This is a genomic window from Jiella flava, from assembly GCF_017349315.1.
GTDB classification, from domain to species: domain Bacteria; phylum Pseudomonadota; class Alphaproteobacteria; order Rhizobiales; family Rhizobiaceae; genus Jiella; species Jiella flava.
In genome coordinates, this window is the sequence record NZ_JAFMPP010000002.1 from 112,102 (window position 1) to 134,289 (window position 22,188).

Sequence of the window (22,188 nt, forward strand, 5' to 3'; positions counted from 1 at the left end):
GTGTCCGCTCAGTTCAGTTCAAAACGGATCAGCTCTGGGGGCCACCGTCATAGTTCAGCTCGTCGACGATCTCGGAAGCCGTCGCCCGGTGCTTGGCGATCTCGTCGAGCGCCAGCGTATCCGACTTCAGCGCGCCGAAGGACTTGACCAGATCGGAGGTCGCGATGCCCGGCTCGACTGGATATTCGTAGTTCAGCTCGGCATAGATCTTCTGGGCGTCGTCGGAGGACAGGAATTCCATCAGCTTGATCGCGTTCTCCTTGTGCGGCGCGTTCTTGGCGAGGGCGACGCCCGAGATGTTCACATGGGTGAGGCCGTTGTCGAAGGTCGGCATGATCACCTGGATCGCCTTGGCCCAATCCTTCTGCTCCGGCTCCTTCTCGTTGGTCGCCATCTTGCCGACATAGTAGGTATTGCCGAGCGCGATATCGCATTCGCCGGCGAAGATCGCCTTGGCCTGGTCGCGGTCGCCGCCTTCGGGCCGGCGGGCGAGATTGTCGCGCAGACCTTTCACCCAGTCACGGGCGGCGTCCTCGCCGTAATGGGCAATATAGGCGGCGATCAGCGCAATATTGTATTGATGCTGGCCGGAGCGGGTGCACAGCCGGCCCTTCCATTTCGGATCGGCGAGATCCTTGTAGCGGATCGCAGCGACATCGACGCGGTCCTTGGAGGCATAGACGACGCGGCCGCGGGCCGTCAACGCGAACCAATCCTTGGCGCCGTCGCGAAAATTCGCCGGGATGTTTGTCGCAAGCGTCGCGCTGTCGACCGGCTGGACGATGCCGGCCTGCTTGGCGGCATCGAGGCGGCCGATATCGACGGTCATGACCAGATCGGCCGGCGAATTGGCCCCTTCCGCCTTGACGCGCTCTTCGAGCCCCTTGTCGATAAAGATCGTCGCGGTGCTCAGCCCGGTCTCTTTGGTGAAGGCATCAAGAACCGGCTGGATCAGCTCCGGCTGGCGGGAGGTGTAGATGTTGACGTCGGCGGCCTGGACGACTGAGGCGGCGACGGTGATCGGCGCGAGCGTGGCTGAAAAAATGGCGATGGTCGTGAGGTGGCGGGCGAGAGACTGAGTCATGAGGCTTCGTTCCTAATGGCGGGGGCCGGGGCTCCCGTCTGCTGTCGATTGCGGGCTTGGGATGAAGCGGATCACCACCCCCGCCGGCGGCCATCGCGTTGGTTCGCGACGCGGAAGATGGGTCCCCCACGCCGTATCACGAAATCTGTAGCAAGCGACGTTTGACTAGTAAAATCAATGATTTAAAAGAATTCTAAACTATTCGTAAGGTTCTTATATGACTTATGGGAATGTTCGTATGGTTTTCAACGCCTTAGCGCTGTCGGACCGGGCCATCGGTCCATCAGAGACGACGATCACATTTGCGTTGAATGTTTGCGTGCCGTGGGCCTGCCCAATCGGCGACCGGCGAATGCGCCGATCCGCGCTCGCGCCTGATCAACGCATCCCGATCTGATCGAGGCGCATGGAAATGACCAAGGCTCGGCCCTCCGAGCGATCCTGTGTCATGGCGCTTTGACCCCGCGCGTCGCGATCAGTCGAGAAGCACGCGGGAGAGCGGAAAGCGCACTTCCACCATCGTGCCCTCGCCGGGCGTCGAGGCGATCGAGAACTGCGCCCGGTTGGCCTCGGCGAGAGCCTTGGTCAGGGGCAGGCCGAGGCGACCGCTTTCGCGGGTGCCGTGGCCGCTGTTGTGGCCGATGCCCGGCGCGCGCATCGCGCTTTCGATTTCGTCCTGCCGCATGCCGACGCCGCTGTCGCGAAAGCGTAGCGTCACGCCGGTTTCGGGACTGAATCTGGTCGAGACGATCAGCTGGCCGCCGGCCGGTGTCGAGCGGATCGAGTTGGCGACGAGGTTGGTGGTGATCTGCCGGAGGGTTTCGGGATCGCCGACGACCGGCGGCACCGAAGAGGGCAGATGGGTGCGAATGATCACCCGTTGCCGGTTGGCTTTCGGTCCCATGATGGCGGTGACCTCATCGACGATCTCTGCCAGCGACACCGCTTCGAAGGCGATGCTCTGACCGCTGCTCTCCACCTTGGCGAGATCATGCAGAATGGTGACGAGATCGATGACCTGATGGCCGGAGCGCTTGATGTCGTCGAGATATTCGAGATAGCGCTCATTGCCCACCGGGCCGAGGCTCTCGCTGCTGATCAGGTCAGCCAGGCCGATCATCGCATCGACGGGATCGCGGATCTCCTGGGCGACTTCCGAAAGGAAGGTCGTCTTTTGCAGATTGGCGGCTTCGGCATCCGAGCGCGCCTTTTCCAGCGTCTGCTCGGAACGTTTCCAGGAGGTGATGTCCTGCACCACCGCGCAGCATCCGGGCCGGCGGGGGATGTGGCCGAGGGTCACCGAAAGCGGCAGAAAGGCGCCGCCGGCGACGCGGCCGATTACTTCACGCCGGGCGAACCATTTCGCCGCGCCCGTAGCCGGCTCGCTGGTCGGTGCCGCCGCGGCTTCTCTGCCGGCTAACAAGCCCTTCAGCCCCTTCTGGCTTTCATGCGCAAACAGCGACAGGAACGGGCGACCGGTGAGATCGTCTTCGGGAATTTCGAACAGCGCCCGGGCGGTGGCGCTCATCGCGGTGATCAGCCCGTTCGGATCGATCAGCACAACGCCGTCCGCAGCGAGATTGAGGATTGCGTCGTCGAGCGCGTCGGCCGGGACCGCTTCGGGGCTTTCGCCCTCGTCTTCATCGGCCAGATCCCGCGCGATGACGGCCAGACGTGGTGTCGCGAAGAAGGACAGGATCAGGCAGGAGACGCCGCCGACGCAGCTGCGTTGCAGCCGGGCGCGCAGCGACAGGCTGCGGCCATTGGCGCGGCGGATGCGCAAGCAGTCGTCGTCGCCGTTCTGACGCTCCTGAACCAGCGTTTCCAAACCGCCCGCCGCCTGAAACGCGGCGAGGTCTTCATGGCCGGTGAGATCGAAGAACTCGCGATTGGCATAGACGAGCGCGTCGCCGACCTGGGCAAGAATCGGCAGCGGCAGCGTGCCATAGGAGGCTTCCAGCAGAGCCTCAGCATTCGCAGCTTCGCCACTGGCCGGCGCTGCGGCATGGCGCGATGGCGTGCTGTCCGCGGCTTCTTTGGCTGGAGCGTCGTCGGCACCGGCATTAGAACTCGCCGGCGCGACGGGATGCGACAGGCGCTCCCATTCGATTTCATCGATCCGCTCCGAGGCCGAGCGCACCGCTTCGACGAGCTCGCGGGGATCGCCGCCCTGGGCTAGCGTCTCGCCGATCGCCCGGAATGCCGCCTCTTCGGTCTGGCTGAGAGTTCCGTTGCCGCCACGCCGCCGCTCTTCGAGGCGAATGACCTTACCGTCCGGGCCGCTGCTGATGCGTGGTGCTTCGACCGGCGCGGGCTCGTCGGCCGGCTTGCTTGGCGCGCTCGGCCGCACCTCGGGATCGCGGCGACCGAAGGCAATTGACGGTGCCGGCGGGGCGCCGATCGTGCGCATGACGGCCGTCAGTGCCGCGTCCTCGGGCTGTTGCTCGGCGGCGATGGCTGTATCGGTCACGACTTGGCTTTTGAAAAAGGCCTCGGCCGGCGCGAGGCCGATCGCCTCGGGATCATCTTCGGCATCGGCGAGGCGGACGACGCCGAAGCCGCGAAAGCCATCGAAGGTGCGATCGCGGGCAAAGACCGGCAGGGCGGCGAGATCGACGGGGACTTTCTTGGCGGTCGTCTCGACCGGCCACATCACCGTGCGGCCCGACCAGGTTTCGCGCCGTTTCAACAAGCGGCGCAACGCGCCGTCCGCGTCAAAACCATAGGCGTGGGCAACCTCGTCGATGCTGCGATCGACGATCGCCGCGGAGATCGGCCCGACGGCTTCGGAAAATTCCGGCGAGAGCGAGCGGAAGCGCCCGTCGCTGTCGATCCGCCAAACGAAGCGGACGGGCTCGGCGTCAAGCCGCGGGGCAAAGCCGCCGTCAGGGCCGTTTTTCGGCGCGGCCTGCTCTGCGTGCGCGGCCGCAAAATCGCCGGCGGTCGCCGCGCGAGTGTTTTCGACCGGCACGTCGCTACGCTGATCGTCCGTGGCGGAAATGGGTGTAGTCGCTGCGGGAGCGACGTCGGAGTAGGGGGCGATCGGCATCTCGGTCTCCGCGGAAGGCGTGTCGGGGACGCCGTCGCCGTCGCTCGTGGCGGTGGCGTCGGCTGGCGGCGGGGCGCCGCGCGGCTGGTCTGTCCGCCCGGCGGCGTCGAGATGCTCCGTCGAAGATACCGCGTTGCCGTCCGTCTCACTCTCGGGAACCGACCAGACCGAATGACGCCGTCGCGGAGGCTGGGGCGCCGCCGGCTCGGCGCAAGAATTCGGCCCCGCTTCGGCGGGAGCGGAATCGCTGGTCGCGGCGCTCTGCGTCATTGCCGCATCCACAGGATGAACGGCGTCGATTGAGCTTGGCGCCGGCAGGAACCAGTTCGATGGACGGTCAAGCGGCGCGATCGGCTGATGCGCCTCCTGTGGGGTGTCGTCGATGGGATCGGCGTTGCGGAACGCTGCGTCCTCTGCTGCCGCATCGGTGGCGGCTTGGTCCTGGTCCGGCTCCTGCTCGACGATGTCAGCGCCATCCGACGCCGCCACCGGCGCGGATGGATTGACGCTGGCCGGTTCACCGCCAGTGCCCTGACCCTGCAGGCTGTCACTCTGTGCGGCGCTGTCGGCAACTGCTTCGGGCTCAGCCCCGACGCTCTCGGTCGAGGATGTACCCTCCGAAGCGACAGGCAGGGCAATCACGCGATCTTCGGCAACCCGGGCGAGCAGCAGGGTGGATCCGTCGCTCGCTTGCTGTTCGGCAATGGCTTCGGCGCCGGCAAAGAAGGCGCGGATCGCGTCGGCGCCGATGCGTCCTGCGGCTTTGGGATCGCGCGGTGTGCCGTCGAGATCGAACAGCGTGACGGCCGCACCGGCTGCCGCCCCCGCCTCGCGCAGCAAGGCGGCATCGCTCTCGGCCGGCGCATAGGCGGTCCGCACAGCGCGGGTGGTCAGAAGCGCCACCTCCATTGCCGGATGTTCGCCGAACCCATCGATGATCAGGCGCCGCAAGCTGGCAGGCTGGCTCTGCGCCCGGAAGCCATTGGATGGGCGCAGCATCAGCGTCGTCGCACCCTTGCGCGACAGAATGCCGCGCGAGCCGGCGAGCTGGCGTGTCAAGTCGGACTGATTCTCACTTCGCGGCCCGACTGCGGACAGGCCGAAACTTCCCGCAGCTGCGCTGTTGGCCCACAAAATGGCCGAAAGATCCTCCGATAAGACGATGATCGCCGTATCGGGGTCATTCGCGCCTTGAACGGCCGGGTCCGCCATGATGGCGAGCGTTTGTCGCATCGGTGTGGTCGCCATGGATTGGTTCGTCACTTCCGCCACACGCGCGCCGCCGGTGAGGCCTTTCGAGTTCCGATCAGTCTTAAGCTTTCTTTCATAGTGTTGTGGGCGATGCGAATAAAGAACCCCCCAGGTTCACCCACTACGGACTTGCAAGAGGGTTAACGTCTGCCGGATGGGAAAAATCTGCGTGGTTTGTTGCAGTGCAGCATGCTAATTGCTATGTAGGGGACGGGTAGGGAAACCATAGACGTCCCTGACAAAAACAAGAATTGAGGAGATAGCCAGATGGCTGAAGCCAAGAGCGATCCGTTCGCGATGCCGAATGCGCAGTCGATCCTCGGAATGGATCCGAGCCAGCTCAACGAGACGTTCCGGTCGATGACGCAGAAGTCGATGGAGCAGTCGAAGGAAGCCTATGGCCGGATGAAGACGGCTGCGGATGAGGCGACCAAAGCGCTCGAAGCGACGATGGAAAATGTTCATCAGGGCTCGCTGCAGTTGTCCAAGAAGGCGATCGACGCGATGCGCACCAATGCCGAACTCGGATTTGCCCATCTCGACTCGATGATGTCCGCGAAGTCCTTCGCTGAAGTCATTGAAATGCAGACGGCCTATGTGCGCAAGCAGGTCGAGATGGCGACCGACCAGGCCAAGGAAATGCAGACCCTGACCCAGGCCGTCGCCCAAGACATGATGAAGCCGGGCCGCGACGCTTTCCAAAAGGCCACCAAGGGCAAGTAAGGGCGGGGCCGTTCGCGCCTGTCGGGGCGGCCGTCGCGACGAGGGCCGCTTCTTCATCTCGGGTCGCGCTGGGCGGGGCTCGCACCGGAGCGATGCCGCCCGGTCGCCTCGAGCCAGGCAATTTGCGGGAATGGGTTGGTTGTCAATCGCGATTGGATTTCGATGTTGATGCGATCGGTTCGCCGTCATCCGCATATCGCATCAAACACGTCCACATATCGTGTCGGACAAGACGATGTGCGGGCTTGCATCGCCCGCCAAAAATCACTATTCGGTGCCCGACGAGACTGAAATCTCGCATGCGGTTGTAGCTCAGCTGGTTAGAGCGTCGGATTGTGGCTCCGAAGGTCGGTGGTTCGAACCCACTCAACCGTACCAGCTTCTTTATCAGACAATCTTTGATCATTCGGGGTTCGGCTCCTTTGCAGTGGCTGCCTCGGGCAGTCTCTCTGGGGCCGGCTTGTGGAAACGGTCGGCGCATAACGTGTGATTTTTTTCGCAACAATTGACAATTGTTATCGATTGATCCCCTATTGCACCGTGTCGGCGAAGGGGGCGATCCATGGCGCGCTGGTTCCTGGCGGTCATCTGTCTCTGTCTGGCCGGCTGCCAGACGGTGCAGCACGACACGCAGAGCGGCCGGCCCGAGGTGACCATTGCGGCTCCGTCCGAAACGGTGAAGACCGCTTTCGTCGGCATCATGACCAATTTTGGCTACGCGCTCAAACGCGACAGCAATTTTCAGATCGTCATGGAGCGCCCGGTCCATAACGTTGTGATGAACCTGCTCCTCGCCAGCGAATACGACCCCACCCTCGAAGCGCGGGTGTCGGCAACGGTCCTCGATCTTGGCGCCCGCACCCGCCTGACCGCCGACATGGGCGTCGTGCGCAACGCCGGTACCGGTTTCGAAGCCGTCACCTCGGCCAACAACAGCCCGGATTCGTCAGGCCTTCAGAACTTGCTCGACGAGATCAAGACCGATCTCGAGCGCGGCATGAGCGTCGAACAGGTCATCACCAAAGCATCCGCCCGCACCATCACCGCCCGCGACAAGCCCGGCTGAGGGGACGCCGAGAACACAGATCCGCGGTGTCGCCGGCGGGCGCCGGACGGCGACGCTTTTGGCCGCCGCCTCGCATGCCTATCTTCTCTGCAATGAGACGAGCGGCATGATTGTACGCAACGGCGGTGAAGATGGAGTTGGGGGAGATTGTCGATGAAGGATGATGTCAGGCTGAGCCGGGCGCCGGATCTGGAGGCGATCGAGGCCCTCGCGGTCGCCGCCTATCGCGATCTGCCGGAGGATTTTCGCGCCTTGTGCGGCGACATCCGGTTCATTGTCGCCGATTTTCCCGGCGAGGACGTGATCGGCGAGATGAAGCTGGCCTCGGAATTCGACATTCTCGGCCTGTTCGAGGGAATGCCGATCGGTGAGATGGGCGTGCCGGCCACCGGCGCGATGACCAATCGCATCCTGCTCTACCGCCGGCCAATTCTCGATTATTGGGCTGAGCACGACGAGACGTTGGAGGCGATCGTCAAGCATGTGCTGATCCACGAGATCGGCCATCATTTCGGCCTCTCCGACGACGACATGTACGGGCTGGAGCGCGAGGCCGACTGAGTTCCTGCTCGGCCGTTTCAGGCCGCAAGGCGGCGTCTTGCATCAGCCGGCGTGAAGGTCGAGGGACAAAAAGAGGAGCTGCGGCAGCGGTGTCCAAAGCCCCGTGCGGATCCCGCCGGCACGCAGCATGGCGGCGGTCCAGCTATTGCAGTTGGCAAGCAGCTGGAACGTGCCGCGCGCCTCGAAAAAGCGATCGTAAAGCCCATAGCCGGTGCCGGAAATTGGCTGCGGCGCGCCGTTCGGGCCGGGGACGAAGCTTGCGAGAATCGCGTCGAGCAGGCGCCGATAGGCCTCCGGCGACAGGCGGAAGGCCCGCACACCGGGGTGGTTCGGATCGATCGGTCCGGCCAGCGCCACATGCAGTGCCGAGGCATCGCCAATCAAGGTACGCAGCAACGGCCGCGCCTTCAGTTCGGACCAGGTCGGCGTTTCGGTGTAGAAGCTTTTCCCGCCCCAACCGACGACCAGCCAGGCGACCGCCGGATTGTCGACGGGCAGGCCCGCCGCCGTCAAAAAGCCGAAGCGCACCCGGGTCGCATCGTCGGCGGGCAGGGCGATATCGGTGTGGATCGGCCCTTCGAGTAGGAGGATCCGCCGGTTGTCGTCGTCTCTTGCGGCCGGAAGTGCGGCGCCGCGCGGGATCAGCGTACCAAGCGCCAACGTCAGAGCCGCCAGCACAACGACGGCGACAAGGCCGCGGACGATCCGGCGCGCGATTTGCCGCCGCGCCGTCATTCAGCCCGCTTGATGGCGGCCGACGATCGCGTTGACGGTCGGATTGTCGCCGGATTGATCGAGCATCTGCGCCAGGGTCAGCTCCTTGAGAATCAGCCGATCCAGTGACGCCCGGTGGTTTCCAGGCCGAAGAAGCGCGGGGTGCGGGCGAAGGTTGCGAGGCCGGCCAGGGCGGCGAGCGGCTCGGTCATCACATAGAGCGGGATTTCCTTCATCAAGGCGGTGTGCGGCGCCTTGTCTTCGAAGGCGCGTCGGACGTGATCCTTTTTGATCGCCGGAATCAGGCGCTGGAAAATGCCACCGCCAATGAAGACACCGCCTCTGGCCATGAACACCAGCGCGATGTCGCCGGCGATCCGCCCGAGATAGGTTGCGAAGAGATCGATCGCCTCGCCGGCCTCGATATCCAGCCGGTTGATCGCCGCTTCGGTGATCGCCTGGGGCGTTTCCAGCGAGGGCGCGACGGACTTCGTCGCGCAGATCGCCTGATAAAGGTTCATCAAGCCGCGACCACAAAGGATCTGCTCGCCGGAGATACGGCCCTCGATGGCTTTCAAATGCGGCCAGATTTCCATGTCGCGTTCGGTCCGCGGCCCCATATCGACATGGCCGCCCTCGCCGGCGACCGGGATCCACATGTTGCGGGCGCGGATCAGGCCGGCGACACCCAGGCCGGTGCCGGGCCCGATCACGGCGCGACTTGCGCCCTCGCGGATCACGCCGCCGCCGATCTGGGTACGAGCGTCGTCGCGCAGCGACGAAATCGCCAGCGCCTGAGCCTCGAAATCGTTGAGGACGATGATTTCCGAAATGCCGAGTGTCTCGATCATCACCTTCGGCCGGACAATCCAGGGGCAGTTGGTCAGATCGATCTCGTCGCCGTCGATCGGGCCGGCAATCGCCAGCACGGCCGATTTCGGCTGCAACGAGGTCTTGTCGAGAACCGTTCTCTGGATTGCGTCGTCGATATTTTCGAAATCGGCCGTTTGGACGATCGGAAACATCTTCGGGTCGGCGTTGGCGTCAACGATAATGGCGAAGCGGGCATTGGTGCCGCCGATGTCTCCAATCAAAATCGGAAATTGCAACGCGGTCGCATTGCTGCGTGTCGTGACCATGGAAGGTGCCCGTTTTCAATCGATTCGCATCGTGACCGACATAGGACATCACGCTCACAACGCAAAGCGGAAAGCCGGTGCGCGTTTGCGACGGCGAAACATGCGTGTCGTTAAAACAGAATGCGATCTAGCGGAATCGCCATTGCGCTCAAAATCTTTGTCGAGCCGCATGATGTGACCCGCAACGTCACGCAACCATTCGGCATCATGCCCTCCAGCATCGGCCCGAAAATCGGAATCGATTTTCGGCAAAGCAAGATGCGCCGAATCAAAGAGTGAGAGCGCCCTGCGTCCGATCGGACGCAGGGCGCTCTAGCGTCGCGGCCGCGGCGAAGGCTTGGCAACGAGTGCGCCGGCAGGGGGCGGCGTCGTCTGCGCCGCTGTCATTGCACCGCCGGATGCCCCACCCGCAGCAGGCGCGGCAAGCACCGCGCGGCAGGCCGCCGGCATGCCTGCGAGCGTCAGGGGTGGCTTCGGCTTCGGCGGTTTCGCATTCGGCGGGGACGGTTGCAGGGCGACATTGAACCACCAGTCGAGCTTCGAGCAGCCGTCGCCGCTGCCCGCTGCCTTCTGCGGTTTGCATGTGGTCGAGCCGGGCGGACAGAACAGGCGCACATGGAAGTGCTCGTAATGGCCGTAATAGGGGCGCACCTTGGCGAGCCAGCCGCGATCGCGCCCCGCCGTCTCGCAAAGCTTCTTCTTGATGCCGGGATGGACGAAGATCCGCTGCACTTCGGGCTGCTCAGCGGTAATCTTGATCAGATCACGATAATGGTCGTTCCAGATCCGGTCATCGACAGAAAATGTGCCCTTCTTCAGGACCGACCGAAACGGATAGGTCTCGCGTTGGGCGGCGGTCAGGCGCGGCGTCGGCATTGGCCGCAGCCAGACGTCGAAGTCGAGACCGATTTGATGCGAGGAGTGCCCGGACGACATCGGCCCGCCGCGCGGCTGGGAGATGTCGCCGACGAGCAGACCGGGCCAGACCCCGGTCTTGGCGGCATCGCCGGCAATCCGCTCGATGACGGCGATAGTCACGGGATTGCCGAAGCGGCGATTGCGCGACAGGCGCATCGCTTGCCAATGGGGGCCGTCCGCCGGCAATTGCGCCCCGCCGCCAAGGCAGCCGTTGGAATAAAAGCCGATGCTGCGGGTCGGGCCGGCCGTCGGCGTTTTCTTCTGCGAAAACAGAAATTTCGCGGCCGGCTCGGCCTGCGCCGTCGGGATGGCGAACGGGCCGAGGGCACTTGCGATGACAAGCGTTACGGCGACCGGGGTCGGCAATCGGATCATGGCATCTCTTTCCAGTCTCGCCGACCAACAAGCCGTGACAAAGCGACGAAATTCCGACGCCGCGGCGCGGCCTCGTTCCAGGGCGAACCTTGCCCGATCCGGCCGATGAAGAAAAGCCGAGCGCTCTCTGCCTTTCTTGGTCTGCCCCCTCCGGCTCCGGCGTGGTCACGCGGCTTTTGCCCCGCGAACCGGGGCGCCGGGAGGCCGGTGCCATCGACGGCCCGCGTCGGGCCCATATTTCATAGCCGGTCGCAGGCATGGTTTGATCGACAAGCACGCGAGGTGGCGGCATGTACGACCTTTATTATTGGCCCTTCATTCCCGGGCGCGGCGAATATGTCCGTCTCGTCCTGGAGGCTGCCGAAGCGCCCTATCGCGATGTGGCGCGTCTCGATCCAGCTCAGGGCGGCGGACCGGACGCGATGCTGGCGATGATCAAGGATGCGGCTCCCCATCGCCCGCTCGCCCCGCCGTTTCTAGTGGCGGACGACGTCACTTTGTCCCAGACCGCCGTGATCGTGGCCTGGCTCGGGGAGCGGCATGGTCTGGCGCCAGATCTGGAGGCCGATCGGCTGTTTGCGCGCGCGATCGCGATGACCACCGCCGATTTCGTCGACGAGACGCACGACACCCACCATCCGCTCGGCGTCGATCGCTATTATGAGGAGCAGACCGAGGCGGCAGCAGCGCGCGCCAAAAGTTTTCGCGAGGCGCGGATGCCGAAGTTTTTGGGCTGGTATGAGGCGCTCCTGGCGGCAAACTCCGCCGGCGACACCGCGCTCGTCAGTAATCGGCTCAGCTATGCCGACCTCGGCCTGTTCCAATCCATCCTGGGGCTGCGCTATGCCTTTCCCCGGCGCATGGCGAGCCTGATGCCGTCCCATCCACGGATTGCCGCGCTGTGCGAGCGAGTGGCCGCCCATCCAAATGTCAAAGCCTACCTCGACAGTCCCCGACGCTTGGCATTCAACGAGGACGGCATTTTCCGCCACTATCCGGAACTCGACGGCGACTGACGCGATGCCCCAGCCCGGCAAAGGCAAGGGGCCGATCAACGAAGAGCCCGGCCGCAGGACACGGGCCGGGCTCTTTGGCTTCATCGCGGCGGCTCTCCCGAGCGATCAGTTCGCCAGCTTGGAGGCGAAGAGGGCGAGGGCCTTCTGATAGACGCCGGCCTTGTTCCACTCGCGCAGCGCGGCGAAATTTGGCTGGCCCGGCTGATAGCCGGCATTCGGCTGCCAGCCGTGCTGGCGCAGGAAGTTCGCCGTCGAGGCCAGCACGTCGGCCTTGGAGCGGATCAGATCGCGGCGGCCGTCGCCATCGCCGTCGACCGCGAAGCGCAAATAGTTCTTGGCGAGAAACTGGGTCTGACCGATTTCGCCGGCCCAGGCCCCACGCATCTGATTCGGCTGCATGTCGCCGCGATCAACGATCGCCATGGCCGCCAGCAGTTCCTCGGTGAAGAAGTCGGAGCGGCGGCAGTCATAGGAGAGCGTCGCCAGCGAATTGAAGACGTTCATATTGCCGGAATTGGCGCCGAAGCCGGTTTCCATGCCCCAGATCGCAACCAGAATTTCTTTCTGCACGCCGTAGCGCCTCTCGATCGAATTCAGCAGCTGGGCGTTCTGGGCGATGATCCGCTTGCCCTTCGAAACGAAGGAGGCCGGCGCGCGGCGCTTCATGAAGGCGTCGAGCGACAGGTTCATCGAATGCTGGTTGCGATCCAGCCGGATGACGGTGGTGGAGTATTGCGCCGGCATCAGGGCCGACTGGATGGTGCGCTGGGAAATGCCGGCGCGAGCCGCTTCCTGCGCCATCTGCTGCTTCCACTGATTGAAACCGGAAGCGGTGTTGCCGCACTGGGCCGCGACGGCTGGAAGCGCGATGGCGCTGAGCGTTGCCGCGGTCAAGCCGGCGATGGCGATCTTGGCGAGCATCGTGCGTCGGAGCATTGCGTGTTTCCTGATTCTGACGTTTTTCTTTGCGGCAAAGCCGCCCCGCTCTCTGTAATGCACGTCCTGCCTTTGTGTTCAATGAACGAAGGCGACAGAAGGCGTGCTGCTCGCGCAAGTCGAGCGGGCGTAAGGAACGTCAGGACCTCGGAATCTCGATGCTCTCTGTTTCCGCGATCGCCCGTTTTTTTTCTCCGGCGATCAGCATGATGTTGCGCGTATAGATGATCAGCCCGGTTGCCTGGCCGAGGATAAACACCGGGTCGCGGCGGTGCAGGGCATAGAGCAGCAGAAGCGCGCCGCCGATCAGCGAAAACGTCCAGAAGGCAAAGGGAACCACCGAGCGGCGAGCCCGCTCGGAGGCGATCCATTGAACCAGAAATCGCGCGGTGAACATCGCCTGCGCGAAAAAGCCGAGCACGATCCACAAATCGAATTGCTCAATGAAGACGTGATAGAGATAGGACCACATCAGTCTGTCTGCTCCTGAACCGCAGTAAGATCCTCCACATGGCCCGGGCGCCGCTGACCGCGCCGGATCAGCCACCAGACGCCGAAGAGATCGAGGGCGCCGCGGGCAGCTCGATCGAAAATTCCGTAATTGGATTGGCCGAAGCGGCGCTGTCGGTCCTTCACGTCGAGATGGGCGATGGTCAAGCCTTCGCGCAAAACGAGGGCGGGCAGATAGCGATGCCAGCCGTCGAAATAGGGGAGCGTGCGAAACAGCGCGGTCGGCACCGCCTTCAGCCCGCAACCGGTGTCGCGAGTGGCGTCGTTGAGCAGCGCGGTCCGCAGACGGTTGGCCGCCCGCGACGAGAGGCGTTTGGCAAAGCGGTCGGTGCGCCCGACCCGCTGGCCGGCGACGAGGCCGCGGCTGGCGCCGCCTTGTTCCAGAAGATCCACCATCGCCGGGATGAAGGCCGGATCGTTCTGGCCGTCGCCGTCGATGGTGACGATGCAGTCGCCTTCGGCCATCAGGACGCCGGTGCGCACCGCCCCGCTCTGGCCGCTGGAGCGCTTGTGGCGGATATGGCGCACGGCAATCCCCGCCGCGCGAAGCCGCGCCAGCATCGCGGCGGTGTCGTCGCTCGATCCGTCGTCGACGACGATGATTTCGTGCCGCCTCGCCGCCAAAGCTTCGGCGATCTCGGGCACCAGGAGGGCAAGATTGTCCGCCTCGTTCTTGGCCGGCACGACGACGGTGACCATCTCGAATGTCCGAGGCGGGCTCTTTGCGGATGCAGAATTCATCGAATAGGCCTTTGCAGAGCGGGGCGCATGGGTGTCGCCCGGGCTCGACGATGAGGGGGAGACGAGATCCTCCGGCTGGGGGCTGAGCGCGAGGCGCTCACGCAGGCGGTTCCGGATCCGCCGAAAACCGGCGTCGATCGCAGCGCCTCTTTCACCGAGGAGGAGCGGCCTCAGGATCACGATGGTCGCCAAGACCAGGATCCAGGACATCAACACGTCCGACAGGAAGTGTCCGCCGGCGGCGATCCGGTTGATCGAGACCAAGCCGGCGATGGTGCCGAGGCCAAGGGCGACGATCGGACGCTCGCTGCGCGGCGCGATAAAGACGAGCGCCAGGATCGCCGCGGCCGAGGCGGCTTCGCCTGACGAGAAGGAGCAATTGCCGACGCACTGGCCGCCAAGGTGCCAGATCGGGGTGAAGTCGAGATGGCCGCCAAATTCCGCGACATTGCGCGGGCGCACCCGGCCGAAGGTGTTTTTCAGGATCGAGTTGACGATGAGGCCGGGGCCGATCGCATAGACGGCGAGAATGAACAGCCCTTGGCTTGGACGCAGCAAGAAACGCGGCGGCCGGGTGACAAGCGCGGCGATGATCGCCGCAAGGCTTGCCACGACCACCAGCGCTGTCATCGCATTGCCAAATCTGCGCACGATACCGAGCTGGACGTCGCTCGCATCGGGAAAGCCGAGGCCCGGCTGGTAAAACAGCCCGCTGACGCGCGTGTCGATGCCGGGGAAGATCAGGAAGACGAGGCTGACGGCGATGAGAGCGAAAATCACCGACAGGACAGGGCGCGCGGCGATGGACGCAAGCGGCGAACCTGGCGCCTGCCGAGGCGCCGGCAAAGATGGCCGCCCGGCCGGTTGATGGCCGTCTGCCCGAGGCTTTGTATCGGTCTCGTCTGATGCTGCAAGACGCTCTGCGGAAAGCCGAGCGGAGGGATCGATCCCTACGTCCATTCAAACTTTCCTTGCACTTCGCCGCGACTTTGGCCACTCGGTGGGACGCCTGGACCCGCCCGCTGCGTCGCTCGCCAATTGGCGCGACGTCGCAGTCCGAAGGGAAGCACCGCCTTTAGATGTTCTACTCGAAGCCAAAATGACACTTCCGACAATCGACCTTCGCGACCCCCGCAAACGTCCGGCCGAGCGGTTTCAGGACCGCTCCTTCGGCATTGGATGGCTGCTGGCCGTCCTGGCCGCGATCGCCATCTTGCGGCTCATCGCGCTTTTCCTGTCGCCAAGCGAACTCGGCTTCGATGAAGCCCAGTATTTCCTCTGGTCGCAGCATTTCGACTTCGGCTATTTCACCAAGCCGCCGTTGATCGCCTGGACCATCGCCGCGGAAACCAAGGTCTGCGGAACGGGCGCGGCGTGTGTGCGCTCGCTTGTGCCGCTTGTCAACTGTGCAACGGCCCTTGTTCTCGCGCTTTTGGCGCGCCGACTTTACGGCGCGGCGACCGGCTTCTGGACGGGCGTCTTTTTCGCCATCATGCCGGGCATTGCCGTTTCGTCATTTCTGATGACGACGGATCCCTTGCTTCTGTTTTTCTGGAGCCTCGCGCTCTACGCCGTCATTGGGCAGCTCGATGCGCCCGGCATCAAGCCGGCGCTGCTGTTCGGCATCGCGGCGGGGCTCGGCCTCAATGCCAAATATGCAATGATCTATCTGCCGGCGCTGGTCGCTTTCGCTACGGTGGTGATGCCAAAGTTGCGGGCGAAGATCTGGCGCCGCGAGAGCCTGCTGGCGCTTGCCGTGATGCTCGTCTTGATCGCGCCGAACCTCATCTGGAACGGGCTGCACGGTTTTGCGACCTTCGAACACACCGCTCACGACAATATCGGCTGGAGTCTGGCGCGGCTGAACGCCCAGAAGGGCTTTGAATTTCTCGGCGCGCAGTTCGGCATTGCCGGGCCGGTGATCTTCGGTGCGATGGTGAATGCGCTGGTTCTGCGCGCCCGAACCGAAGCGCCGCGCACCGACGTCCTGCTGCTTCTTCTGTCCTGGCCGATCCTTTTCGCCATCACGGTCCAGGGCTTCCTCGCTCAGGCCAACGTCAATTGGGGCGCCACCGCCTATCCAGCCGGTGTCATCGTCGCGACGGCCCTTGTCATCCGTCATCGCTGGCGGTTTTTCTTCTGGACCAATCTGATCGTCTGCGGCGCGCTCTCGCTGGCGCTTCTCGCCGGAACAGCCTTCTTCGACCCGGCAATGGCGCCGCGGGCCGGCAAGCAACTGCGCCAGATGGCCGGCTGGAACGAGACGGCTGACAATCTGCAAGCCTTTGCCGACAAGGCCGGCGCGGCGCGTATCGTCGTCGAGGGCCGGGCGCTGACGGCGGGCATCGCTTATGCGATGCGCGATGCCGGCCTGCCGGTGCTGACCTATCTGCCGAAAGGGGACGGTCCGAGCGACGGCTTCCAGATGGATCGTCCTTGGAACGGCGACGACGTGCGCGCCGGCACGCTGCTTTTCGGTTTTGACGCAGACGCCGCCAAGCGCCTCGGCGCCCACCAGCTGGGCAGCATCGGCGCGCCGCTTTATTCCAGCCGGACCGGAACGATGCCGGTCTACGGCTTTTCGGCGGACGGCGGCGACAAGCCGTAAAGGCGGCTTTGCAGGCTTGTGTGCCGAGCGTCCGACAGGACGGACACAGGACGCGCGATCTGATTGATACGACGCATCGTGCTTTGCCGAAAATCGATTCCGATTGTCGGGCCGATGCTGTCGGCCGTCGACATAAACGCGTGCTATTGGTCGCCGAGCTTCATGTCCGGGGCGTAGTCCTTGCCGGAGACGATCTTGGTCACCGCCTGGCCGCAGCGCATCGCCTTGGTCTCGGCGTCGAAGGCGTAGCTCGGCGCGCCGTAGAGCTCCCAGCCCTTGGAGAGGGCCAGCGAGATCTTGTGGCAGAAGCTGGCGTCGTCGGGGCCGGTGAGGAAGCGATAGAGTTTCATGGGCGTCGGCCTTTCTGGTCAGGCGGTCGCGGTTGCGGCCGCGCGCGCGGCGATCGCGTCGCGCTGGGCGAGCACGCGGCGGGCTTCGGTGAGATGCAGGCGTTCAATCATCCGGCCGTCGATCTGGATGACGGCGCGCTCGGCGTTTTCCGGGTGCTCGAAGGCCGCGAGGATCTTTTGCGCCGCGAGGACGTCGGTTTCGCTCGGAGCAAAGGCGGTGTTGGCGGGCGCAATCTGAGCAGGGTGGATCAGCGATTTGCCATCAAAGCCCATGCGCCGGCCTGCCGCGCATTCGCGGGCAAATCCGTCCGGATCGCGAAAATCGCTATAGATGCCGTCGAGAACGAACAGGCCGTTCGCTTTTGCCGCCAGCACGATCTGCATCAGCCAGGGCAAGAGTTCGGTGCGCTCGGCATCGGGGCGGATGTTGGTCGTAAGCTGGATGTCGTTCGGGCCGACGACGAGCGCCGAAAGCCGTCCGCGCACGCCCTTGCGGGCGATTTTCTCGGCCTTAACGATCCCGAGCGGCGTCTCGATCATCGCCCATAGCCGGAGCTTGGCCGGCGCGTCCATCTCATCGAGCGCGCGGGCGGCTTCGCTCAGCTGGTCGGCGTCCTCGACCTTTGGCAAAAGCACGGCATCGACTCCGGCCCCGCGGGCCATCAACAGGTCTTCGGTGCCTTCGCTGGTATCCAGCGGATTGATGCGCACCGCCCGCAGGCCGGTGAACCGCCGCGCCGCCAGATGCTCGCGAAGCATCTCGCGCGCCTCCGCCTTGGCCCGCGGCGCGACGGCGTCCTCCAGATCGTAGATGACGACGTCGGCTGGCAGGGCGTCGGACTTTTCCAGCGCGCGGCGATTGACGGCGGGAACGAAGAGGAGGGAACGGCACAGCATCGATGGGGACTCGTCGGACCGGGTGGGCGATGGGGCAAAGGATGGCGAGAATTGCCTCACTTCCTGCATCGGAGTAAGGGCTTGCGCAAGCTTCGACGCGACGAGGAGGTAAGACCGATGCAGAAGTTCGACAAGCTGACCGGCGTGGCAGCGCCGCTGCCGATCGTCAATGTCGATACCGACATGATCATCCCGAAGGACTATCTGAAGACGATCAAGCGCACCGGCCTCGGCAAGGGGCTCTTCGCCGAGCTGCGTTACAAAGAGGATGGTTCGGATAATCCGGATTTCGTGCTCAACAAGCCGGCCTATTGCGGCGCCGAGATCCTGGTCGCGGGCGACAATTTCGGCTGTGGCTCGTCGCGCGAGCATGCCCCCTGGGCGCTGCTCGACTTCGGCATTCGCTGTGTGATTTCGACGTCCTTCGCCGACATCTTCTACAATAATTGCTTCAAGAACGGCATTTTGCCGATCCGGGTGACGCCGGAGCAGCTTGCTTTGCTGATGGACGACGCCGAGCGGGGGGCGAATGCGCGCATCACCGTCGATCTGGAAAATCAAACGATCGCCGGCCCCGACGGCGGCGAGATTTCCTTCGAGATCGATTCCTTCCGCCGCCATTGCCTGCTGAACGGTCTCGACGACATCGGTCTGACGCTCGAGCGCGTCGACAAGATCGCCGCCTTCGAGGACAGCTTGGCCGGTGAGCGGCCCTGGGCTTAAGCTCGAAGCCAGCCGGCTCCGCTATTGAGGGTGATCCGGCGACGGTGATCCGGGGCGCGAAAGCGGTGCCGGACGGTTCGGTTCTGCAAATCGGTGAAAACCGTCCGTTTCGGGTGTTGACGCGCCGCCCGAAATCGTCAAAGAAGGCGCCCGCAGCGCTGCCGTAGCTCAGGGGTAGAGCACTCCCTTGGTAAGGGAGAGGTCGAGAGTTCAAATCTCTCCGGCAGCACCAGCGATGTTCCCAGATAATTCGTGTGTCGACGGTGCTTTGGGTGATGGCGCCGGCGCGCCGGTCAAACCGTTAGCAGCACCGCAATTATGGCGCTGGCGCCGCGATGCTCATCGGTGCATACTACACTGCGTCGTGGGAGTGCCATGTGTCCGAGTGGACGCACAGGAAGCGCTTTAACTCATTGATTTTCCATTCCATTCTGTGCCGGAAATCGATTTCGATTTCCAGTCTGATGGGATGAGATCGGTGGCTGGAGGACGTCTTGGTTGCTTCGTTTCAAACGCTGTCGATGCTGAATGGGGAGGGGGATCGCTGGCCCTGCCGGATGCTGATCTGCGGCCAGTCCGAGGCCCGGAGGTTTCACGCCGACATCGATCCCACCCACGTCTTGTCGATCGTGACCCCGGGTCGGTCCTATCTCGGTCCCAAGGACGTTGCGCCGGATCATCACCTGAAGGTGGCGTTCGACGACGTCGAAAGCCCTGGCTCGCCCGGCGCGCCGACGCGGGAGATCGTCGAGACAATCGTCGCCTGGGCGGCCGGCCTGCCGGCGTCTGCGCGGCTGTGTCTGCATGGCCTGCAGGGTGTGCGGCGGGCGCCGGCCATTGGTCTCGGTCTCCTCGCCGGGGCAGCCGCGCCGGGGCAGGCGGCGGCGGCCCTGCCGACCTTCTGCCGCCATGCGCCAACGCCGAATCTGCTCGTCGTCAGCCTCTTCGATGAGGTTTGGGGCCTTCAGGGCGGGTTGATCGACGCCTGTGAAGCCCGCTTCGTTCCGAGCGTGGCGACGCTGCGGCGGCGGACCGAATCTGATCATGGCGATTTCGCCTTCGACATGCTGATTGGCGGGGCCGAACGGGCTGGTCACGGCTGATTGTCGCTGCACCTTCGCGCTATGGTTGGCGGCTCTGTGGCAAAATGCCAACAGGCATGCAGCAAACCGTCGTCTTGAGGAGACGAAACTGGTCTCTGTTTACCCTCCAAGTGTACCGGTGTGGCACAAGGCGGCGCGTGCGTCACGGGACTCGCGATACCGGCGTCCGATATCGACAGAGCGGTCGCGGGGTCGTCTCGCATGCGTGAATGTGTTTGCAGGCCAGAACGGCTTGCGTGGAGAGACGTTGAATGTTGGCCATGAAGCCAGTGCAGACGAATATCCTCGAAGCAATGCATGCGATCAGGGTTGGGCCGCAATCGAGGACGTCGAGGGTATTTTCGAATCGTCGAGTGTCGCATCTCATTCTTTCAGCCGCCGTTGCCGGACTTTTGTCCGGATGTGCCGTGTTGCCGTCGGTCGGTCCCTCGTCGGGCGCGTTTGTCGGCAATGTCGATGAAAACGTGGTCCAGTGGCGCAACGGCTATCTGTTAGTGCCGGTCGATAAGACGGTCCTTGCCTATCAACAGCCTGAAGTTCGGCCGAGTTTTCGGTCCATCGCCAACCAGAAGCTCCCCCGCGACACCGGCATCGGCGTTGGCGACACGGTTCAGGTCTCGATCTTCGAGGCGGGGGTCGGCGGGCTGTTCTCCTCGCTCGGAAGCAACGGGCAAGGCTCGTCGTCCGTCGTGTTGCCGCCCCAGGAGGTGGCGCGTGACGGGACGATCAACATTCCTTATGCAGGGCGGATCAAAGTCGCCGGCGCGACTGCTGGGACCGTCGAAAAGCGGATCGTCGCGGCGTTGCGCGACCGGGCGATCGAGCCTCAGGCCGTGGTCACCGTCCAGAAGGGCACGTCGACGTCGGTGACCGTAACGGGCGACGCGGTTGCAGGACGGACGGTTCCGATTCCGACAAGCGGTTTGAAGATTCTCGATCTCGTCGCCAGCGTCGGTGGGCCGAATGCGCCGATTTACGAGACCGCGATTTCGCTGACCCGCCGTGGTCAGACGATCCAAATGCCGTTCTCCGAACTGGTCAATACGCCGTCTGAGAACGTCTTTGTCGAGCCGGGGGATGTGGTCCTGCTGACCCATCAGCCACGAACCTATGTCGCCCTCGGGGCGACGGGACGCAGTGCCCAGCTTCCGCTGCAAGGTTACGAGATGTCACTGGCCGAGGCGCTTGCCCAGGTCGGAGGCCTTAGTCCGAATCTCGCCAATCCTGCCGGCGTTTTCGTCCTGCGGCGTGAGCCGGCCCGTGAAATGCTCGCCCGCTATCAGGGCAAGGCGTTCAAATCGGCCTCGCTGACAGATCCGAAGGCAATCAGTCTGTCTGGGAATATTCCGGTGGTCTACCGCTTCAATCTGCGGGAGCCGTCGGGTCTGATTTACTCACAGGACTTCAAGATACACACAGGCGACATGCTCTATGTGGCGACGGCGCCTTACGTTTCTGTGAAGCAGGCTTTCGATGCCTTTAACGGCAGCCTGTCGCCGCTCTCCGCGACCGCTTCGGCGGTCTCGGCGGCATCCTCGCTTTGATCAAGCGGGCGGCGCGTCCGTTTGCTACAGCATCGGCCCGAAAATCGGAATCGATTTTCGGGCCGATGCGTCGGTTCAAAGGGTGAGAGCGACCTTTCTGCGTCCGATAGGATGCAGGGCGTTCTAGGTTGAGTTCATCGGCCCGGAGATCGGTAACACGGTTTTCGGGCCGACTGCTTTTGAAGAGGGACGGGCGGAGCGCCTTCGGCATGACGCGGCCGCCTGAACGCATCGTGCTTTGTGTGTTCTGTCGGAGGCGCGGCGAGCTTTCGACCGAAGGCCAGGTCTTGTGCCGGGATAAACGAAAACACCGCGCCAGCCGTCAGGTCGGAGCGGTGTTGTTCATCTCAGGTCAGGGCGTCTTATCGCCGATCGACTGCGGCTTTTCAGTTCTCGCCGCTCAGCCGCGGGCGGGGACGATCGTCACGAACTCGTTCTGCGGATAGACCGACTCGTAAAGGACGCCGTCGCCAGGCATGAAGCGCAGCACGGTTCGGCCGCTGGCGTCGGCCATGTCGAGGGTGCCGTCGTGATTGGCGCGCCACTGCGAGACCTTGGCAAGAGCCGGGGAGTTGGCGCAGTCCGGCCCCATCGGCGCGGGCGCAAAGCCTTGCCCCTTGGGCGCCTTGCCGGCGACCTTGCAACTGGCGCCGGAGCGCAGATCGATCAGCCGCACAGCGTTGGCATGCCCGGCACGTGGCTGGATTGCGCCGACATGCTCGGCATTGAGATTGGTGACGGTGACGCCGGCATTCGCATCGCCCAATTCGAGGGAATGCTCGGGGGCTGCCTGCAGCTGGGCAATCAGAAGCAGAGCGGCAGCGGCGGTGCCCAGAACGGTGGCCGTGAAGTTCATGAATGGAACTCGGATTCCGTTAAA

Annotated in this window: 19 protein-coding genes and 2 tRNA genes; 10 read left to right on the plus strand and 11 right to left on the minus strand. The window is 63.9% G+C overall.

Annotation, left to right across the window (positions count from 1 at the left end):
- Positions 1–28: 28 nt before the first annotated feature.
- Together J1C48_RS03195 and J1C48_RS03200 are read right to left on the minus strand one after the other, a co-directional pair.
- Entirely contained in the window at positions 29–1,084 is a 1,056-nt protein-coding gene (locus tag J1C48_RS03195) for a Fe(3+) ABC transporter substrate-binding protein (RefSeq protein ID WP_207256246.1), read from the minus strand.
- A gap of 475 nt (positions 1,085–1,559) precedes the next feature.
- Entirely contained in the window at positions 1,560–5,192 is a 3,633-nt protein-coding gene (locus J1C48_RS03200) for an ATP-binding protein (protein ID WP_207256253.1), read from the minus strand.
- A gap of 459 nt (positions 5,193–5,651) precedes the next feature.
- Between J1C48_RS03200 and J1C48_RS03205 the strand changes: the two genes are divergently transcribed.
- From J1C48_RS03205 to J1C48_RS03220, 4 genes are all read left to right on the plus strand, one after another.
- Entirely contained in the window at positions 5,652–6,107 is a 456-nt protein-coding gene (locus J1C48_RS03205; RefSeq protein ID WP_207256254.1) for a phasin family protein, read from the plus strand.
- 301 nt (positions 6,108–6,408) lie between these two features.
- A tRNA-His gene (locus tag J1C48_RS03210) sits at positions 6,409–6,485 on the plus strand.
- A 184-nt stretch (positions 6,486–6,669) separates the two neighbouring features.
- Complete coding sequence (locus J1C48_RS03215; protein WP_207256256.1) at positions 6,670–7,173, plus strand: hypothetical protein; 504 nt, start codon at positions 6,670–6,672, stop codon at positions 7,171–7,173.
- Positions 7,174–7,326: 153 nt separating this feature from the next.
- Positions 7,327–7,734 carry a metallopeptidase family protein gene (locus tag J1C48_RS03220; RefSeq protein ID WP_207256257.1) on the plus strand — a complete coding sequence of 136 codons (408 nt, stop codon included), beginning with the start codon at positions 7,327–7,329 and terminating at the stop codon, positions 7,732–7,734.
- Positions 7,735–7,776: 42 nt separating this feature from the next.
- On the opposite strand, the gene J1C48_RS03225 is transcribed toward J1C48_RS03220, so the two are convergent.
- From J1C48_RS03225 to mepA, 3 genes are all read right to left on the minus strand, one after another.
- Entirely contained in the window at positions 7,777–8,469 is a 693-nt protein-coding gene (locus J1C48_RS03225; protein ID WP_207256259.1) for a TIGR02117 family protein, read from the minus strand.
- 92 nt (positions 8,470–8,561) lie between these two features.
- Entirely contained in the window at positions 8,562–9,587 is a 1,026-nt protein-coding gene (locus J1C48_RS03230; RefSeq protein ID WP_207256265.1) for a glucokinase, read from the minus strand.
- A 312-nt stretch (positions 9,588–9,899) separates the two neighbouring features.
- Positions 9,900–10,880: a penicillin-insensitive murein endopeptidase gene (gene mepA, locus J1C48_RS03235; protein WP_207256267.1), complete on the minus strand. Its 981-nt coding sequence runs from the start codon at positions 10,878–10,880 to the stop codon at positions 9,900–9,902.
- A gap of 290 nt (positions 10,881–11,170) precedes the next feature.
- Between mepA and J1C48_RS03240 the strand changes: the two genes are divergently transcribed.
- A complete protein-coding gene (locus J1C48_RS03240; RefSeq protein WP_207256268.1) occupies positions 11,171–11,896 on the plus strand; it encodes a glutathione S-transferase in 726 nt (241 codons plus the stop codon).
- Positions 11,897–12,001: 105 nt separating this feature from the next.
- Here J1C48_RS03240 and J1C48_RS03245 read toward each other — a convergent pair whose 3' ends face one another.
- From J1C48_RS03245 to J1C48_RS03255, 3 genes are all read right to left on the minus strand, one after another.
- A complete protein-coding gene (locus tag J1C48_RS03245; protein WP_231081550.1) occupies positions 12,002–12,832 on the minus strand; it encodes a lytic murein transglycosylase in 831 nt (276 codons plus the stop codon).
- A gap of 139 nt (positions 12,833–12,971) precedes the next feature.
- Complete coding sequence (locus J1C48_RS03250) at positions 12,972–13,304, minus strand: lipid-A-disaccharide synthase N-terminal domain-containing protein (RefSeq protein ID WP_207256270.1); 333 nt, start codon at positions 13,302–13,304, stop codon at positions 12,972–12,974.
- A complete protein-coding gene (locus tag J1C48_RS03255; protein WP_207256272.1) occupies positions 13,304–14,863 on the minus strand; it encodes a glycosyltransferase in 1,560 nt (519 codons plus the stop codon). The genes J1C48_RS03250 and J1C48_RS03255 overlap by 1 nt, the downstream gene beginning before the upstream one ends.
- Positions 14,864–15,182: 319 nt before the next feature.
- Between J1C48_RS03255 and J1C48_RS03260 the strand changes: the two genes are divergently transcribed.
- A complete protein-coding gene (locus J1C48_RS03260) occupies positions 15,183–16,691 on the plus strand; it encodes an ArnT family glycosyltransferase (RefSeq protein ID WP_207256274.1) in 1,509 nt (502 codons plus the stop codon).
- Positions 16,692–16,834: 143 nt separating this feature from the next.
- Here the strand turns inward: J1C48_RS03260 and J1C48_RS03265 are convergent, their stop codons facing one another.
- Both J1C48_RS03265 and J1C48_RS03270 read right to left on the minus strand, forming a co-directional pair.
- Positions 16,835–17,041, minus strand: a complete 207-nt coding sequence (locus J1C48_RS03265; RefSeq protein ID WP_207256276.1) for a DUF1737 domain-containing protein — start codon at positions 17,039–17,041, stop codon at positions 16,835–16,837.
- Between the two features lie 18 nt (positions 17,042–17,059).
- The gene (locus J1C48_RS03270; protein ID WP_207256278.1) at positions 17,060–17,938 is read right to left on the minus strand and encodes an HpcH/HpaI aldolase/citrate lyase family protein; all 879 of its coding nucleotides are present in this window, start codon (positions 17,936–17,938) and stop codon (positions 17,060–17,062) included.
- A gap of 117 nt (positions 17,939–18,055) precedes the next feature.
- Between J1C48_RS03270 and leuD the strand changes: the two genes are divergently transcribed.
- From leuD to J1C48_RS03290, 4 genes are all read left to right on the plus strand, one after another.
- A complete protein-coding gene (leuD, locus tag J1C48_RS03275; RefSeq protein ID WP_207256280.1) occupies positions 18,056–18,661 on the plus strand; it encodes a 3-isopropylmalate dehydratase small subunit in 606 nt (201 codons plus the stop codon).
- Positions 18,662–18,818: 157 nt separating this feature from the next.
- A tRNA-Thr gene (locus J1C48_RS03280) sits at positions 18,819–18,893 on the plus strand.
- A gap of 262 nt (positions 18,894–19,155) precedes the next feature.
- Positions 19,156–19,764: a phosphatase gene (locus tag J1C48_RS03285; protein WP_207256281.1), complete on the plus strand. Its 609-nt coding sequence runs from the start codon at positions 19,156–19,158 to the stop codon at positions 19,762–19,764.
- Between the two features lie 353 nt (positions 19,765–20,117).
- Complete coding sequence (locus tag J1C48_RS03290; RefSeq protein WP_207256283.1) at positions 20,118–21,308, plus strand: polysaccharide biosynthesis/export family protein; 1,191 nt, start codon at positions 20,118–20,120, stop codon at positions 21,306–21,308.
- A gap of 400 nt (positions 21,309–21,708) precedes the next feature.
- Here J1C48_RS03290 and J1C48_RS03295 read toward each other — a convergent pair whose 3' ends face one another.
- Positions 21,709–22,164 (minus strand): hypothetical protein, encoded by a 456-nt coding sequence (locus J1C48_RS03295; protein WP_207256285.1) that lies wholly within the window; start codon positions 22,162–22,164, stop codon positions 21,709–21,711.
- Between the last annotated feature and the right edge of the window lie 24 nt (positions 22,165–22,188).

Coding starts and splice junctions, on each gene's coding strand:
- J1C48_RS03195 (WP_207256246.1), bottom strand. CDS start 1,084: ATGACTCAGTCTCTCGCCCGCCACCTCACGACCATCGCCATTTTTTCA.
- J1C48_RS03205 (WP_207256254.1), top strand. CDS start 5,652: ATGGCTGAAGCCAAGAGCGATCCGTTCGCGATGCCGAATGCGCAGTCG.
- J1C48_RS03215 (WP_207256256.1), top strand. CDS start 6,670: ATGGCGCGCTGGTTCCTGGCGGTCATCTGTCTCTGTCTGGCCGGCTGC.
- J1C48_RS03220 (WP_207256257.1), top strand. CDS start 7,327: ATGAAGGATGATGTCAGGCTGAGCCGGGCGCCGGATCTGGAGGCGATC.
- J1C48_RS03225 (WP_207256259.1), bottom strand. CDS start 8,469: ATGACGGCGCGGCGGCAAATCGCGCGCCGGATCGTCCGCGGCCTTGTC.
- J1C48_RS03230 (WP_207256265.1), bottom strand. CDS start 9,587: ATGGTCACGACACGCAGCAATGCGACCGCGTTGCAATTTCCGATTTTG.
- mepA (WP_207256267.1), bottom strand. CDS start 10,880: ATGATCCGATTGCCGACCCCGGTCGCCGTAACGCTTGTCATCGCAAGT.
- J1C48_RS03240 (WP_207256268.1), top strand. CDS start 11,171: ATGTACGACCTTTATTATTGGCCCTTCATTCCCGGGCGCGGCGAATAT.
- J1C48_RS03245 (WP_231081550.1), bottom strand. CDS start 12,832: ATGCTCCGACGCACGATGCTCGCCAAGATCGCCATCGCCGGCTTGACC.
- J1C48_RS03250 (WP_207256270.1), bottom strand. CDS start 13,304: ATGTGGTCCTATCTCTATCACGTCTTCATTGAGCAATTCGATTTGTGG.
- J1C48_RS03260 (WP_207256274.1), top strand. CDS start 15,183: ATGACACTTCCGACAATCGACCTTCGCGACCCCCGCAAACGTCCGGCC.
- J1C48_RS03265 (WP_207256276.1), bottom strand. CDS start 17,041: ATGAAACTCTATCGCTTCCTCACCGGCCCCGACGACGCCAGCTTCTGC.
- J1C48_RS03270 (WP_207256278.1), bottom strand. CDS start 17,938: ATGCTGTGCCGTTCCCTCCTCTTCGTTCCCGCCGTCAATCGCCGCGCG.
- leuD (WP_207256280.1), top strand. CDS start 18,056: ATGCAGAAGTTCGACAAGCTGACCGGCGTGGCAGCGCCGCTGCCGATC.
- J1C48_RS03295 (WP_207256285.1), bottom strand. CDS start 22,164: ATGAACTTCACGGCCACCGTTCTGGGCACCGCCGCTGCCGCTCTGCTT.